This window comes from Pirellulales bacterium (assembly GCA_035939775.1).
GTDB lineage: Bacteria > Planctomycetota > Planctomycetia > Pirellulales > DATAWG01 > DASZFO01.
Map to the genome: position 1 here is coordinate 42,538 of DASZFO010000268.1, position 14,739 is coordinate 57,276.

The window sequence follows — 14,739 nt, forward strand, 5'->3', positions numbered from 1 at the left end:
AGGCTACGTGGAAAATCTCGTATTTCCTCACGATAGGACTCCGGCGTGCTCGAACCGCTGACGGACGAACAACTCCTCTCCGCCTACCGGGCCGGCGACGACGAGGCCGCCACCGCCCTGTTCGAGCGCTATTACCAAAGGCTCTTGAGCTTGATCCGGCGGCAGGCGGGCTGGCGGCTCAAGCAGGCCGAGGGTTCGATGGACGTGGCCCAAAGCGTGCTGCGGAGCTTCTTCGGCCAGCTTCGCAAGCAACAGGTTGCGGTCGGTGACGACGCGAGCCTCTGGCCGCTGTTGGTGACGATTACGCTCAACAAGGTCCGCAACCGCGGCAAGTTCTGGCAGCGTGCCCGCCGCGATCCGAGTCGCGCGCAGCCGCTCGATTCCGAGCGCGATCCGCTGGAATCCGGGCCTTCGCCGGACGACGTGGTTGCCCTGGGCGACCTCGTCGAGCAACTCCTGGAGCCTTTTTCCGATCGCCGCCGGCGGATCATCGAGTTGATCCTGGCCGGGCAGCCGGTGCGCGAAATCGCCGCCGAGGTCGGAGCCACCGAGCGAACGGTCTTCAACACCCGCCTGGCCGCCGCCCGGATTCTCGAGCAGGTCTTGGGGGAGGAATGAGTAAGAGGCCCGTACAAAACGTGGCACTGCTTGACGGCTGCCGCCACTCGGTGCGGAATTCGCGCCAAGACATGGCAGCCGTCAAGCAGTGGCACGCGGGGACGATCTTCTCAGACAAGGGTTATGTTCGGGCTTCTCAGGAAAAATCATATGTTGAACGTGACCAAATCCTCATTGAACTCATTTCATCTCGGCCGGCTAATCACTTTGTTGGCTCCGCTGCTGGTACTGCTGGCGACCGCGACTGCGGCAGCCGATATCGTCCGCCTGGAAGACCTGGGATTCAATCATCTTCATCAAGATTGGGGTAAACCCGGCAAGGGCAAGAGCGTCGATGGGCATCCGCTCACCATCGCCGGCAAGGTTTTTGAGCACGGATTGGGAAGCCATGCGTCGTCAAGCTGGTGGATCGACTTGGCGGGCAAGGCCGATCGGTTCACAGCATCCGTCGGAGTCGATGACGAAGTGAAGGATCGGCCAGAAGCGAGCAACTTCCCGATCGAATTCAGAGTCATCGCCGATGGTAAGGCCCTCTATCATGCCGGCAAGATGAAGCTCGGCGATCGGGCTAAAGAGATCGACCTCGATCTGCACGGCATCCACACACTCGTGCTGTTGATCGAGCCGATGGGACCGAGCATCAATTTCGGTCACGGCGACTGGACCAACGCGATCATCACTTACACGGGCCGTCGGCCGACGACGATCGAAGCGCCGCGAGAAACCGCCGAAATCCTGACTCCCAAGCCTTCGGCCGCGCCGCGGATCAACGGCGCCACCGTGCTGGGCGTGCGCCCCGGTCATCCGGTTCTATACACCATCGCCGCCACCGGCGAGCGGCCGATGACCTTCGCCGCCGAGGGCTTGCCGGCCGGACTTTCCGTGAACTCGAAGACGGGGCGGATCACCGGCGCCGCGCGCGAGCGCGGCGAATCCGTCGTAACCCTGAACGCGACCAACTCGCACGGCAGCGCCGAACGCAAGCTGCGGATCAAGGTCGGCGACGCCGTCGCATTGACGCCGCCGATGGGCTGGAACAGTTGGAACTGCTTTGCCACAAGCGTGAGCGACAAGAAAGTCCGCGCCGCGGCCGACGCGATGGTCAGCTCGGGACTGGTGGATCACGGCTGGACCTACATCAACATCGACGATTGCTGGGAGGTCTCGAACAACCGTCCCCCCGAAGCCCGCCGCAACGCCGACGGCCGCATCAAGACCAACGATAAATTCCCTGGCATGAAACCTCTGGCCGACTACATCCATGCCAAGGGGTTGCGGGCCGGCATCTATTCTTCGCCCGGCCCGACGACCTGCGGCAACTTCACCGCCAGCTACAATCATGAAGAGCAGGATGCCGAACAATACGCCCGCTGGGGATTCGACTATTTGAAATACGATTGGTGCTCCTACGATCAAATCGCGGGGAGGGAGACGAAGGTCCGCCCGTACCCGCAAAACGTGCTCGAGCGCCCGTATGCGATGATGCGCGACGCGCTGGCGAAGCAAGACCGCGACATCGTAGTCAGCCTTTGCCAATACGGGATGGGCGACGTTTGGCGATGGGGTGCATCGGTCGGCGGCAATTGTTGGCGAGTGACCGGAGATATTTCCGACAACTGGGCGAGCATGGCGGGGATCGGCTTCGGTCAAACGCGCACCGCGGCGTTCGCCGGGCCCGGGCATTGGAACGACCCCGATATGCTCGTGGTCGGCTCTGTCGGCTGGGGCAATAATCTGCACCCGACCCATCTCACGCCGAACGAACAATACACGCACATCTCGCTCTGGTGCCTCCAAGCCGCTCCGCTCTTGATCGGCTGCGACATGACGCAGCTCGACGAATTCACTCTCGGCCTCTTGACCAACGACGAAGTGCTCGCCATCGATCAAGACCCGCTCGGCAAACAAGCGGTTCGCATCCTCACCAACGACGACGGCCTCGAAATCTGGGCCAAGTCGCTGGAAGACGGCGCCAAGGCCGTCGGGCTATTCAACCGCGGCGAAATGCCCAGCCGCGTCACCGCCCGTTGGTCCGACCTCGGCCTCTCAGGCAACCAGCCCGTCCGCGATCTCTGGCGCCAGAAGAATCTAGGAGAATTCGACGGTCAATTCAGCGCCGATGTCGCCCGTCACGGCGTCGTGTTGGTTCGCGTCGGGGCGGCGAAGTGATCGGCTTGCTCTGCGGAGAAAATACTCGGATTAATCCAAGGAATACTTGCTCGATCACAAACAAATCTGTTGCCATCGCGGAATCTCGTGTTCTAATGGCGGCAGTTTCTCGAACAGGTCGTCCGAGGCGATATGTGCCGGTTCTGCTATTTCGGCCGCGCGTCTAATCCGGAGGCCATTTCCCCACCCCAGTTTTTTCTCCCTAAAAGCCCTAACATAACCGTTGACTGGAAAGATCGTCGCCGGGTGCCACTGCTTGACGGCTGCCATGTCTTGGGGGAATTCCGCACCGGATGGTGGCAGCCGTCAAGCAGTGCCACGTTTTGCGAGTGCTCCTGAGTTTCACCCCGCATCGGTATCCGAGGAGGAACGCTAATGATCCATGACTTGTCTCGATTCGCTTTTCGCTGGTGCGCAACCGTCGTCACGTGCGGATTGGCGTTTCTGGCGCTGGTCCTGAGTGCAGCTCGGCACGCGTCGGCGGGGCAGTTGCTCTACGTTACTTCAACGTCGGGCCAGCAGATACTCACCGCCGACACCGGAACGAACGTCGTGACTCCGGTCTTCAACACCGTTGGTCAACCGGATAGCCTGCTCTTCGATAACAACCAAAACATCATTTATAGCAACCTCCAAACGGGGCAAGTCCGGCGGATCAACAAGACGACCCACAGCGATACCCTCATCGCGGGCGGCTTTAGTGACCCCGCTGACATCGCCCTGGAACCGGGGGGTGGGAGCCTTTTGCTGAGCGACTTCGCGGGCGGTCAGATTTTTAGGATCAACCTGACCACGAACGCCGTAACCACACTCGGCGTTTACGGCGGCAACCCGCAGGGCCTCGCCTACGACAACCTCGGTCGCCTGTTCGCCAACCTCGGCACGCGCAGCGGCGGGGCAACGTCGTTCCTAGCCCAGCTCAACCCGGTGACAGGCGCCATCCTTCGCCAATCCATCGGTCTGGTCAGCTTGGATGGGCTGACCTTCGATAGCTTCTCGGGCAAACTGTTCGACCCGTCGCTCTCGGGCGCCGGGATTTACCAAATCGACCCGGCCACACTGGCCGTCACACTACTTCCCGGCTCGAGCGGGGTCGCTTTCGATGGGATCACCAACGACGCGGCCGGCAATCTCTACATCGCGAATTCAGGTAATCGAATCTACCAATACAACCTGCCGACTCTAACCCTCACTCCAGAAACTGTGGTCGGCGGCCTCGACGACCTGGCGCCGGCCGCCGGACTCGGCTCCACTCCCGAGCCCGCCGGCCTGACCCTGCTCTGCATCGGTGCAGCGGGATTGGGTGGCTATACTTGGCGCCGCTCAAGACGGATCGAAACAGGCTGAATGTCGAGGAGGAATAGGGGGGCGCGACTCGAATTGCAAATCAACCGCGTCCTCGTATTCTTTCCACTCGCGGCGAGACGCCGAGCCGCGTCACCGCGCGGTGATCCGACCTGGGCCTCTCGGACAACCAGCCCGTCGGCGATCTCTGGCGGTGGCAGAATCTGGTAGAATTCGACAGCCGATTCAGCACGGATGCCGCTCACCGCGGAGTCGTGCTGCTCCGCATCGGGCCGGGAGAATTAGCGGCTTGGTTAACGGATACACACAAAGGCGGCTTGAGTCGTTGTTGACCGATTCGACTCGCGTCCCTTTTGTTTCGTCATGCTCCGTTTTGTATCGACGCCGGGCTGCGCGGCCGGAGACGCCGCAGAACTACCTGCCAAAAACAAATGGCCATTAACTGGAACAGTCTACGATCCTGGAATGGTTCTCAAGCGCATAGCTTTGAGGAGATTTGCTGCCAATTGGCCGCGGATGAATCCGTGCCGGAAGGTTCTCGATTCTTTCGAAAGGGCGCGCCAGACGCTGGTGTCGAGTGCTTTTGGCGATTGCCCAATGCCGACGAATGGGCTTGGCAGGCGAAGTTTTTTTTGACATCGCCGGGGCAGAGCCAGTGGCACCAAGTCCACGCATCCGTCAAGGCGGCCCTTCACAAGCATCCCCACTTAACGAAGTACACCGTTTGCATGCCGGTCGACTTACCAGACGATCGAAGCGGCGGACGGAAGAGCGCCCACGAGAAATGGGCAGATTCGGTGGCAGGCTGGGAGAAGCTTGCTAGTACAAATGGGATGTCGGTATCGTTCGAGTTTTGGGGGCAAAGCGAAATTGGGGGACGTTTGAGCAACGAGAAGCACCGCGGGCGGCATTGGTTTTGGTTCAACGAGGAGCAGTTGAGCAATTCGTGGTTTGCCAGCCGGGTCAACGAAGCAGTCGAGAATGCGCGCGACCGATACTCACCCGAACTCAATGTGGATCTACCGATTCGCTCTAGCTTTGATGCACTTGGCCGCACGGCCGAATTCTTCTCGCGGCTCACCGAACTTTATACGAAAGCACGAATCGCGTTCAACAGGCTACGCCCAACGAGCGAGCCAGAGCCACTCAAACAGGCTTATGATCGCATCGTGACGATGGCACCGCAATTGTTCGCATTGATCGAACCCTGGGTCTTGCTTGAAGCGAGTTATCTCGAATGGACAACGACAAGACCGATTCCGTGGAACGAAATCACATTGCGATCGCAAGAGCTATCGGAATTGGTAGATGGCTGTTTATCCGCCGTGCGTGACCTGAAGGGTAGCCGCGGCACGAGCGACAAGCCACAAATTCGCAATTCGACTGACGATCTGGATTCGCGATACTATTATTTGCGCGAGTTCGAACACACGCTTTATGAAATCACGGGGTTTTCCAGTAGCAAAGAATGCCTACTCTCGAATTGTCCTGCCATGTTGCTCGTAGGCGCGGCGGGTCAGGGCAAGACGCACCTCCTATGTGACGTGGCGAAGCGCGAGACGGAGGACTCTCGACCACGACTCATCTTTCACGGAGAGCATTTTCACGACGACGAACCTTGGTCCCAGATGATTCGCTTGGTTGGCTTGAATTGCTCTCGAGACGAACTGATTGGCGCTATCGAGGCGGCCGCGCAGGCAAACAATTGCCGTGTGCTGCTCCTAATCGACGCACTGAACGAAGGCGACGGAAACCGTCTTTGGTGGAAATTCCTGCCCGGAATTCTGACGACCCTAGCGCGATCGCAGTGGCTCGGCATTTGCGTCAGTATCCGCAATACCTACGAGCCGCATATTATTCCTCCAACGCTTGATGAGACACGAATTGTTCGAGTCGAGCATTACGGCTTCGGTGAGTTCGCTTACCGAGCTGCCGCAAAGTTCTTTGCCCATTTTGGCCTTGAGCCGTCAGCGCCTGTCTTGTTTCCTGAGTTCGACAACCCATTGTTCCTCAAGCTATTCTGCCAGAGTATTCACAACGCTGGTTTAACGAGGGTTCCCTCTGGGTTACGTGGGGTTACGAAAATCTTTCGTTTCTTCGTGGAGTCGATCGACAAGAAGCTCGCGCGCGCTGATAGCCTTAATTACGACGATCGCGATTGCCTCGTCGCAAAGGCTGTCGATAATCTGTCGGACGAAATGGCCATACGGAAGAGCGATCGCCTGCCGCTCGACAAAGCCAAAGCTATCGTCAACGCACTGCTGCCGCGAGATGAACATCAGCGATCTCTGTTTCACTCCCTCGAATCGGAAGGCGTCCTCACCGTTGTTCCGGAATCACGAAGTGACAGTGACGAATGGTCGGAATCGGTGCGTTTCACCTATCAACGGTTTTCAGACCATCTGATCACCCAGCGATTGCTGAAAAGGTATCTTGACAAACGCGAACCAAAGAAATCGTTTTCGAGGCGCCGCGCCTTGGGCCAACTCGTCAAAGACGAGCGAACGTGCTGGATGAATTCGGGGATTCTCGAATCGCTTGCGATTCAAATCCCTGAAATAACAAAGAAGGAATTGCCGAATCTCGCACCTCATCTCGCCGGTTACTTGCCGATGCGCGAGGCGTTTGTCGCGAGCATTGTTTGGCGTGACGCGGAAAGCTTTAGCGTCGCGTCCGACCGGTACATTAACAAACATGTACTTGCATTTCGCGGCACGTTTGCCAGCTTTTGGGATGCGATGATTTCCCTTGCTACCGCTCCGAATCATCCAATGAACGCCGACCGTCTGCACCAGATATTGATCCGAGGTGAGCTAGCCACGAGAGATGCGTGGTGGTCTATTTTCCTGCACGATCAGTACGGCAGTCAGCGATCTGTTGATCGCCTCGTAGAATGGGCGCTCGACGAGAGCGACAAATCGACGTTTGACGACGAGGTAGTCCGTCTTTCAGCGATCGCGCTTGCTTGGTTTTTCACGACGGCAAATCGCTTTCTTCGTGACCGAGCCACCAAGGCAATGGTCAGGCTATGCGAGGAACGTATCCAAGTTCTTCGACACGTCCTCAAGACGTTCAAGAGTGTAGACGATCCGTACGTCAGCGAGCGCCTTCATGCGGTTGCCTACGGCTGTGCGATGCGGACGAACGATGTTGCGGCATTGGCGGGTCTGGCCCAGGACGTCTATCGTGCTGTGTTCGAATCGGGAATGCCCCCGCCGCACGCTCTGCTGCGGGATTACGCTCGTGGAGTGATTGAAGTAGCAATTCATCGCGGTGCAATTGCGGAGCTAGATGTCGCGAAAACTATGCCTCCCTATCGCAGCGAATGGCCGTTGATCGATATTCCTGAACCGATCGAACTCGAAACGTGGGGACAGTCGCGAGTTGATATGCCCGACAGAGAGTGGGCGAGGGTGCATTTATATCACTCGGTTATGGATGATGATTTCTCGCGCTACGTCATCGGTGGTCTGGATGAGTGGTCGTCCTGTCGAAGTGACGAACCGAAGACTCCCACGCACAAGGAGTTATACGAGGAATTCGTCGACTCGCTTACAAACCGCCAGCGGCGCGCCTTCGACGCGTACGCAACTCTACGAAGTAATATCGACCTTTATCGGCGGTTGGGACCGGACGCGGCGGCCGAGCGATTTGGACATCGCTTTACCGACGGGGAGTTGAATGCCGCGCTGACAACAAGTCGGCAAGCGGTCCTCCGATCGCTTGGGACGAACTTTCAGAAGCGAGACTTATTCAACGGGTCCGTGGAGGCCTTTATGGCGGAGCCGCACACGTACTCAGAAGAAAACAGATTCGACGGCCAACTGGCGCGTCGGTGGCTGATTAAGCGGATCATCGACATGGGGTGGACGGTTGAGCGGTTTGGCGACTTCGATCGAAATGTCAACCGGTATAGTCGGCATGGACGCGAACCGAATAAGCCGGAACGGATCGGAAAGAAGTATCAATGGATTGCATATTATGAATTGCTTGCGAGGCTATCCGATAATTTCAGAATGCGCGATGATGAATGGTCGCCGCGCGGGGCGCAAGGTCAGGAACCTTGCACACATTCATTTCGCCGCGATATTGACCCTTCGAATCTCGTTCGGAGCACGCAATGCGAAGAGTGGCGTGCGCACACTAATTCCTGGTGGTTTCCAGCAAGATTCGAATCCTGGGATGTGCCGCCGGACGAGGTGCGGTGGCTGAAGAACCACGATGTGCCACGCGTCGAGGATGCGATTGTCGTTACGCATCCTGGCAATGGTGCTCGGTGGTGTACCCTACATGGCTACTATCGATGGGCGCAACGTACACCCACCGGCGAGGAGCAATTTGAAGCAAAGCGGCGCGAAGTATGGTGCATGCTCAAGTCGTACTTCATAAGAAGATCGGAGTCCCAAAAGCTCCTCCGGTGGGCTCTCAAACAAAGCTGGATGGGCCGATGGATGCCCGAGTCACACGAGGCGTACGGAGTTCTGCTTGGTGAATTCTTTTGGTCTCCGGCATTCAGGGAGATGGACTGCAGCTACTATGGACGGAACGGATGGTCGCGCCAGGCGCGGATGAATGGGCGCGAGCTTCCGGCCGAGATTCTTATCGCGAACGATGGCTACGCGTGGGAGTCTGGAGGATTTGATTGCTCCGTTGACGGGACGATTTTCATTGAGCTGCCTTGTCGATTCTTAGCCGATGGCATGCAACTCTCCTGGCGCGGGGTCGAGGGAGAATGGGTCAATCAAAAAAATGAGTTGTGCGCGGTTGACCCATCGGTCCGATCTAAGGGGCCACGCGTTTTGCTGGTCCGCCACGACGCACTTTCGGATTTTCTGACATCAAATGGCCTTACTTTGTTCTGGACGCTGCTCGGTGAGAAACGAACAATCGGTGGTTCGATGTCGGGCGCGGACTACAACGGATACCTAGAAATAAACGGAGCGTACGTCCTAAAGGACGGCGCAGTTTCCGGGCAAAAGCATGTACGGTACGTGCCTCCGAGGGCCCGATAGGCCCTTCTCTGCGGCAGCGGCTTGCCTGGTCGGTTCGTACGGCGCGGTGGTGGACATGAAAAAGAGGGAATTCTGCCTTCTTAGAAAAGTAGAAGCTCCGTTTTCTCCCTCACATCCGCTGGCCCAATTCCGCCCCTTGCGATAACTGTACATTTGTGATCTAATCGTGCTCAGCCAACCTGGCGGGAGGCGGCCATATTGTAAGTCCCGCGGTCACACGCGGGCAAAGGTAAGACGAGCGTCAAAACGGGATTGCCGGGCGAGGTTCTTGTTTGCCCGGCGGTTTTTCGAAAGGACACGGCGGGTTCGCCCGTGCAAAGCCTTGGCTCGCGCCAAGCCTCGTTCGGTCGCTTGGGCCTTGGAATTGATGAGAAATGGGCGCCCGTTTCTCGCCGATTCCGGGGCTCGAGCGGCCGGGTAGCTTGCCAGGTTGTGAGAGTTCGCAAGTCTCGATTAACGGCCGCCTGGGGGCGTCAGGCGGCCGCTGAGAGGAAAGGAAGAAGAGGATGAGGGATGAAGGATGAAGGATGAGTTGAACCGGCGGCGTAAGCCGCCGGATTTTGCCGAGTTCCCAGCCCCCAGTCCCCAGCCCCTTCCTTCCTCTCCCCGAGGCTTTGATACCGGACAACGTCCCAGTGCGTGGCTGAAAGAGCTTCCGTGGAGGTTCCTTAACAGTTGCGTTCGGTCTCATGACCGTGCCGACTGGCCCTGTGATCGAGGGCGGGACCAAGGCGGGGAGCCGGATCGATTAACCCTTGCGGTGAGACACGAGCCCCAGTGCTCACCCCTCGCCGCACCCTTAAATCAAGAACGCCGGCTCCTCAAGCCAGCCACAAGTCACAAACAGGATCGGGAATCGAGCGCTCGATTTTCTTCGGAAATCGAGCGATCGATTTCACGAGACGCGGCCTCGCTGCGCAATCAGCGAGGCCGCGTTGTTTTGCATTCTGGCGCGGACGATGGACCATCACACGGCCGTGGCCTGAAGGGCCGCGAGGAGTATTCGCGACGCAGCCCTCACTCTCCGTCGGCCCTTCAGGCCGCAATCCCTTCCGAGAAGCCGCCCCGACCCGAATTGAAAATGGTCCCGTCCCTCATGTTTTCCTCTCCGCCGCCGTTCAATTCTTCCGGACGGTCACTTGGTAACGCTGGCCGTTGCCGGCCGACGGGGCGCCGGGAATCTGGCTGACGAGCGTTGCCGTGTCGCCCGTGCAATGGTAATCGAACGGCTGGCCCGTTCCGGGGTCGTCGGGAATTGGAACTTCGGTGACGTCCGCAAGCTTGTTGGGCAATTGGCCATCATGCGCTGCGCAGTGCATTCGCAAGGCCTCGATCACGCGCAAAGCGGTTAATCGGCGCTCAATCGCAATTTGGCGCGATATGACGTTGTTCAAACTCGGAAGGAACAGGCGCGCCGGCACGTGACCCTCGGTGATCGCCACATCATGGAGCCGCTTGATCGATTCGGCGAGTAAGGGGCGGGCCTGCGGGTAGGGTAAGTATGAGGCACGATACCAATCGTCGCGATCGTCCTGATACGTGCCCATCATACATAGGAGAAGCACTTGAGCCGGTGGCATCATCTCGACTTTGTCGGCCGCCAGGCCTCGAGTGCGGGCGACGTACTTGCGGGCCAGCGAAAGATCGGGCGACTTTGAGGCAGGATCGCCGGGAGCACAATCCTTGGGGAACCAGTCGGGAAGTTTTTCCGGGCTCCCTTCCGCGGGCTCGAGGGCGACTTCGCGCATCTCTGTTCGAGTGCGCTGCAAGAGACTGTCCCATTGCTCCGCCGTACGTTCTCGATCCAGATCGCTTAACTCAGGGAATTGTTTCTCAAATGTTTGATACTCGAACCCGAAGCCTGGCCGTAAGTCAATCAGGGGACGAGGCAGAGCCGTCAGCGCCCAATAAAGGTTCGGAGCATCCGGTCGCTCGATGAATTCGGTGGCGGCGCCGACGAACTCAGAGGCGATGGCGTAGCCGACGAGGCTGTTGATCAGGGTGGGTCCCTCCGCCACATGTTGGCTGAAAGCAAAGCCCGTTTCCAAGTGGTGGGCAGCCGCGCTGAAATCCCCTTGTGCCAGCGCGACGCGCGCTTGCAGGATCAGCATGGGAGTGTAATTGCGCATCCACTGCATGTCGGGCAACAAGAGGCCGATGGGATTGGGCTCGTCGAGTGTGTAATTCCATTCGGCGGTTCGCCGTCGAGCGCCGACTTCGAGCTGTCGGAGAAGGTAGTGATGGTCCTGGAGAAACTTGCGAGCCTCCTCCGTCGGGATCTTGTCCAACGGCAGCGCGTTCCATTGTTTGGGCGTTTCGGTGAAGTATTTTCGCGACGCATCGCTCTGCTCGTGAGTTAGTCGCAGATAAATCGGCACGGCGTTGCCGTCCTTCAACTCCCAACTGCCGGGCAGCAATCGATATTTCAACGCTGGGATCGGCGCGGCCTGTGGCGAGATGGTTAATGACTGGTCGATGGCCCAGGGCGAGGCGGATTTGTCCGCCGCCGGCGGTTTGTCCTCGGCACGAAGGACCGATGTCAGCGCGAGGGTGAAGACGAGTACTGAGTATTGGCGCAAGCGGGCCATGGTTTCAGCCTCCTGAAATGAGCGGAAGAGGTTGGCTAGACGCGGATTACTGATTGAACAGGGCTTCATATTGGGAAGCCTTGAGGATCGCAGGCTCGGGCGGAGCGGGCCCGGGCGGCGCCGACCCGGTGGATTCTCGTGAAGCAAGCCAACGGCTCGGATCTTGCTCCATTCGGCGGCGCAGGTTGAAATAGCCATCCGGCGATGGTCTGAACGAGGTAACTGCGGCAACGGCAAAACTGGTTATTGGAGGGAGGCCGGCTGGCCGCGTGCGTTCCTGAAGCCTGCTGACAAGGAACTGGCACTCGGCACATTCCTTGAGCCCCCAGATGCCCGAAGCCGCCGTCAAGACCGCCAGCAAACCGCACAGTGCCGGCCAAAGCAGCCGGCCGCGTCCTTCCTTGCCGACCGCGAGCCCGGCGGCAAAAAGCATCGCGTCGCGATTCAAGCCCGCTGCGTCCGGGCGCCAGCCTGACAACAGGCGCTCGACACCGCTCAGGTCGTCTTGGTCGGGGGAGTGTGTATCCATCGGCCTTCCATGTTTTCTCGTAATGCGGCCAGCCCCGCCTGGTAACGGCGATGCGCCGTCGGCAGCGAGCAGCCGGTAAGTTCGGCCACGTCCTCAAATGTCAGCCCGCCCCAAATGCGGGCCACCACCACCTCACGCTGCTCCAGGGGCAGCTCCGTCAGCAGCAGGGTTGCATGCTGGCCGTCAATTCGGTCGTCTGTCGCGGCAAACCAGGCTTCCTTGGCGCTTGACTGGTTCTCGCGCCGGCGCCGGCGCATCCAGCCGCGCCCCGCCGCCCAGGCCGCATTGCGGACCACCCGATACAACCACGGCAGCACCTTCGCCGGCAAAGGTGACTGTCGCGCTAGCCTGATGAACGCGTCCTGCACCAGGTCTTCATCGCCGGTCGGCCATTGCCGAGCGTAGAGCCGCAATGCGGGCGCATGCTGGCGATATAAGCGGCCCAACTCCTCCGGCGCAATTCGCGGCATATTCGGCCTTTGTCGTTGCTCTCTAATATACTAGATGCCATGCTCGCGCAGATTTCTCGCACTTCCGCGAAAAGAATATCTGAACTCGCTGTCGTTCACGGCCGGACAATTGCGCTTGGATGGAAAGAATTCGCTGAATCGCGCATTCGACTCGAGCAGCTTCACGGTCGCGCGGACTTCGCCGACCGACTTCGCCGGTCAGACCGGCAGCGTGCCCGAGCCGTTGATGTGGCTCTTGGCGCTCATTGGCGTGGGCGCTTTAGCCGCTAGAACGGTCAGAACACGAACCGCGCCTCGACGAGCACCGAGGCGTCGTACCAGCGGTTGGTCGTGATGCCGAACGCCGCGCTGACGCCCCATTCGAAGAGGCCCAGATCGCCCCCCGTGTCGCGAACGAAGCGGATGCCGGGGCGGACGTTGAAGATGCCCATCGTATCGACCGGCTGGGGCAAACCGGTGGGGAAGGTCGTTTGCGCGCCGTTGAACACCGTCCAGCCGATGAACTCGAGCGTCGGGATCGCGGCGAACGTGTCGTTCTCATAGAGCAAGTGGCTGACGCCGAAGCCGTATTTCAGCACTTGCCCATCGTAGACCGGATTTCCGCCGAGTGGAAACCAATAGGTCAGCTCGCCGTGGAAATACGTTTGGGGACTCCATTTCAATTGAAACAAGAATCCGGGTTCGAGCGAGACGTGCCCGGTGCCCGTTCCGTGGCCGGGATCGCCCGTGGGCAAATCGGTGCGGAAGATTTGCGTGATCTGCCAATCGGCGCCGTTGAGGAGGACGGTTTTGGTCGTCAGGCTCATATCTCCCAGCCCGGCCGTCGGCGGATTGATTTCGGGCGCGACCAACCGGATCGGAATGTCGGTCGTGAGCGAAAAGGCTTTGCCCGAGGCCACTTCCCACGAGGCGATAACGTCTTGATAGTCGACCAACCTCTCGGGCAACTTCGGCCCGCGGCCGCCGATCTGAGCCCAAAAGTATTCGGCCCGATCGGGATTGTGCTCGTCGTAGGCGGCGTTGAATCGAAACCGCAAATTGCTCGACGGCTGCGAGGCATCGATCTCGAACAGGGCGAACATCACCCGTTCTTGCCCGATCCCTGGATCGCCGGTGCCTTCTTCGATGCCGCCGAGTCCGTAGAAAGTGCCGCCGTGACTGCCATGATGTCCTCCACCGCCGGGTCCGCAACCGCAGTCGCCGCCCAGGGGTTGAGTGAAGAGCGGTTCGGCGCGGGGCGCGGCGGGGCTGGTGCCCGGAGGCAACTGCTCCGCACCGGAGGAGAACGGATCGGGGAGCGGCATATTCGCTGGTGGTGGCGGGGCGGTAGCTTGATCGACAAGCTGGCCGCGCAATGGAGGCATCGTTGCACCGGCAGGCACGACACGGCTTGGTGCGAGGGGCGGAGCCGTCGGCGGCTCGGCAAACGCAATGGGTTGCACCCCGTTCATCCCGTGCAATTCAGAATAAGGGCCGTTCGCCGGCGGCGGAGTGCCGTTGACCACGACATTTGGCTGCAAGGCGATCTCCCCCGACTGCGCCGGCAGTGCTACGGGCAGACCGACGATAATCGGCCTCCGTCGCGGCGGCGGATCGCCGGTCAAATCCTGCGCAGCCGCGATCCGCAATCCGCTGACGATCATCAGCAGTGCTAGCAAGCCGGTCGACAAAACCCGTCGCTCGAAACTCCGCACGAAATATCCTCGATCGCGGTAAAGATAGGCGGACCTCGGCGATGGTATCGGCTTTAGCGGTTGCTTGAATTGATTCGGTTGGCAAAGATTTTCGGAATCACGACGCCAGTCCACCTAATGTTTACAAGTTTCCCCGACAGTGCTACCATGCCAGGGTTGGATTGGGTTTTCGACTGATCGACGCTATCAGTGCGTTTGGTAAGGGTTTACATGCGTAATTTGCCGGTGCATTGGTACGAGGGCTTGTTCCTTCGTCCTCAACATTTCCAGGCCGCCGATCGCTTCTGGAGCGAGTTGATCCAGACCAGCGAGCAGTGGGACCATCCATATAACTACGGTCTCCAGGCGATGGAA

8 protein-coding genes are annotated in these 14,739 nt (G+C 59.3%); 4 read left to right on the top strand and 4 right to left on the bottom strand.

Translation table 11 applies throughout. The annotated features are described in order from the left end of the window. Positions 1-45: 45 nt before the first annotated feature. From VGY55_16875 to avs2, 4 genes are all read left to right on the top strand, one after another. Entirely contained in the window at positions 46-618 is a 573-nt protein-coding gene (locus tag VGY55_16875) for an ECF-type sigma factor (protein ID HEV2971653.1), read from the top strand. A gap of 150 nt (positions 619-768) precedes the next feature. Beyond that, complete coding sequence (locus VGY55_16880) at positions 769-2,787, top strand: NPCBM/NEW2 domain-containing protein (protein HEV2971654.1); 2,019 nt, start codon at positions 769-771, stop codon at positions 2,785-2,787. Between the two features lie 375 nt (positions 2,788-3,162). Continuing rightward, positions 3,163-4,134: a hypothetical protein gene (locus VGY55_16885; GenBank protein HEV2971655.1), complete on the top strand. Its 972-nt coding sequence runs from the start codon at positions 3,163-3,165 to the stop codon at positions 4,132-4,134. Positions 4,135-4,616: 482 nt separating this feature from the next. Beyond that, on the top strand, positions 4,617-9,104 hold the full coding sequence (gene avs2 / locus VGY55_16890) for an AVAST type 2 anti-phage system protein Avs2 (GenBank protein HEV2971656.1): 4,488 nt from the start codon (positions 4,617-4,619) through the stop codon (positions 9,102-9,104). Between the two features lie 1,118 nt (positions 9,105-10,222). Here the strand turns inward: avs2 and VGY55_16895 are convergent. From VGY55_16895 to VGY55_16910, 4 genes are all read right to left on the bottom strand, one after another. Further along, positions 10,223-11,692 carry a hypothetical protein gene (locus tag VGY55_16895; protein ID HEV2971657.1) on the bottom strand — a complete coding sequence of 490 codons (1,470 nt, stop codon included), beginning with the start codon at positions 11,690-11,692 and terminating at the stop codon, positions 10,223-10,225. A gap of 46 nt (positions 11,693-11,738) precedes the next feature. Beyond that, the gene (locus VGY55_16900; protein ID HEV2971658.1) at positions 11,739-12,221 is read right to left on the bottom strand and encodes a hypothetical protein; all 483 of its coding nucleotides are present in this window, start codon (positions 12,219-12,221) and stop codon (positions 11,739-11,741) included. Continuing rightward, positions 12,188-12,691 carry an RNA polymerase sigma factor gene (locus tag VGY55_16905; GenBank protein HEV2971659.1) on the bottom strand — a complete coding sequence of 168 codons (504 nt, stop codon included), beginning with the start codon at positions 12,689-12,691 and terminating at the stop codon, positions 12,188-12,190. Before VGY55_16905 ends, VGY55_16900 begins: the two co-directional genes overlap by 34 nt. A 275-nt stretch (positions 12,692-12,966) precedes the next feature. Further along, positions 12,967-14,361: a hypothetical protein gene (locus VGY55_16910; protein ID HEV2971660.1), complete on the bottom strand. Its 1,395-nt coding sequence runs from the start codon at positions 14,359-14,361 to the stop codon at positions 12,967-12,969. Between the last annotated feature and the right edge of the window lie 378 nt (positions 14,362-14,739).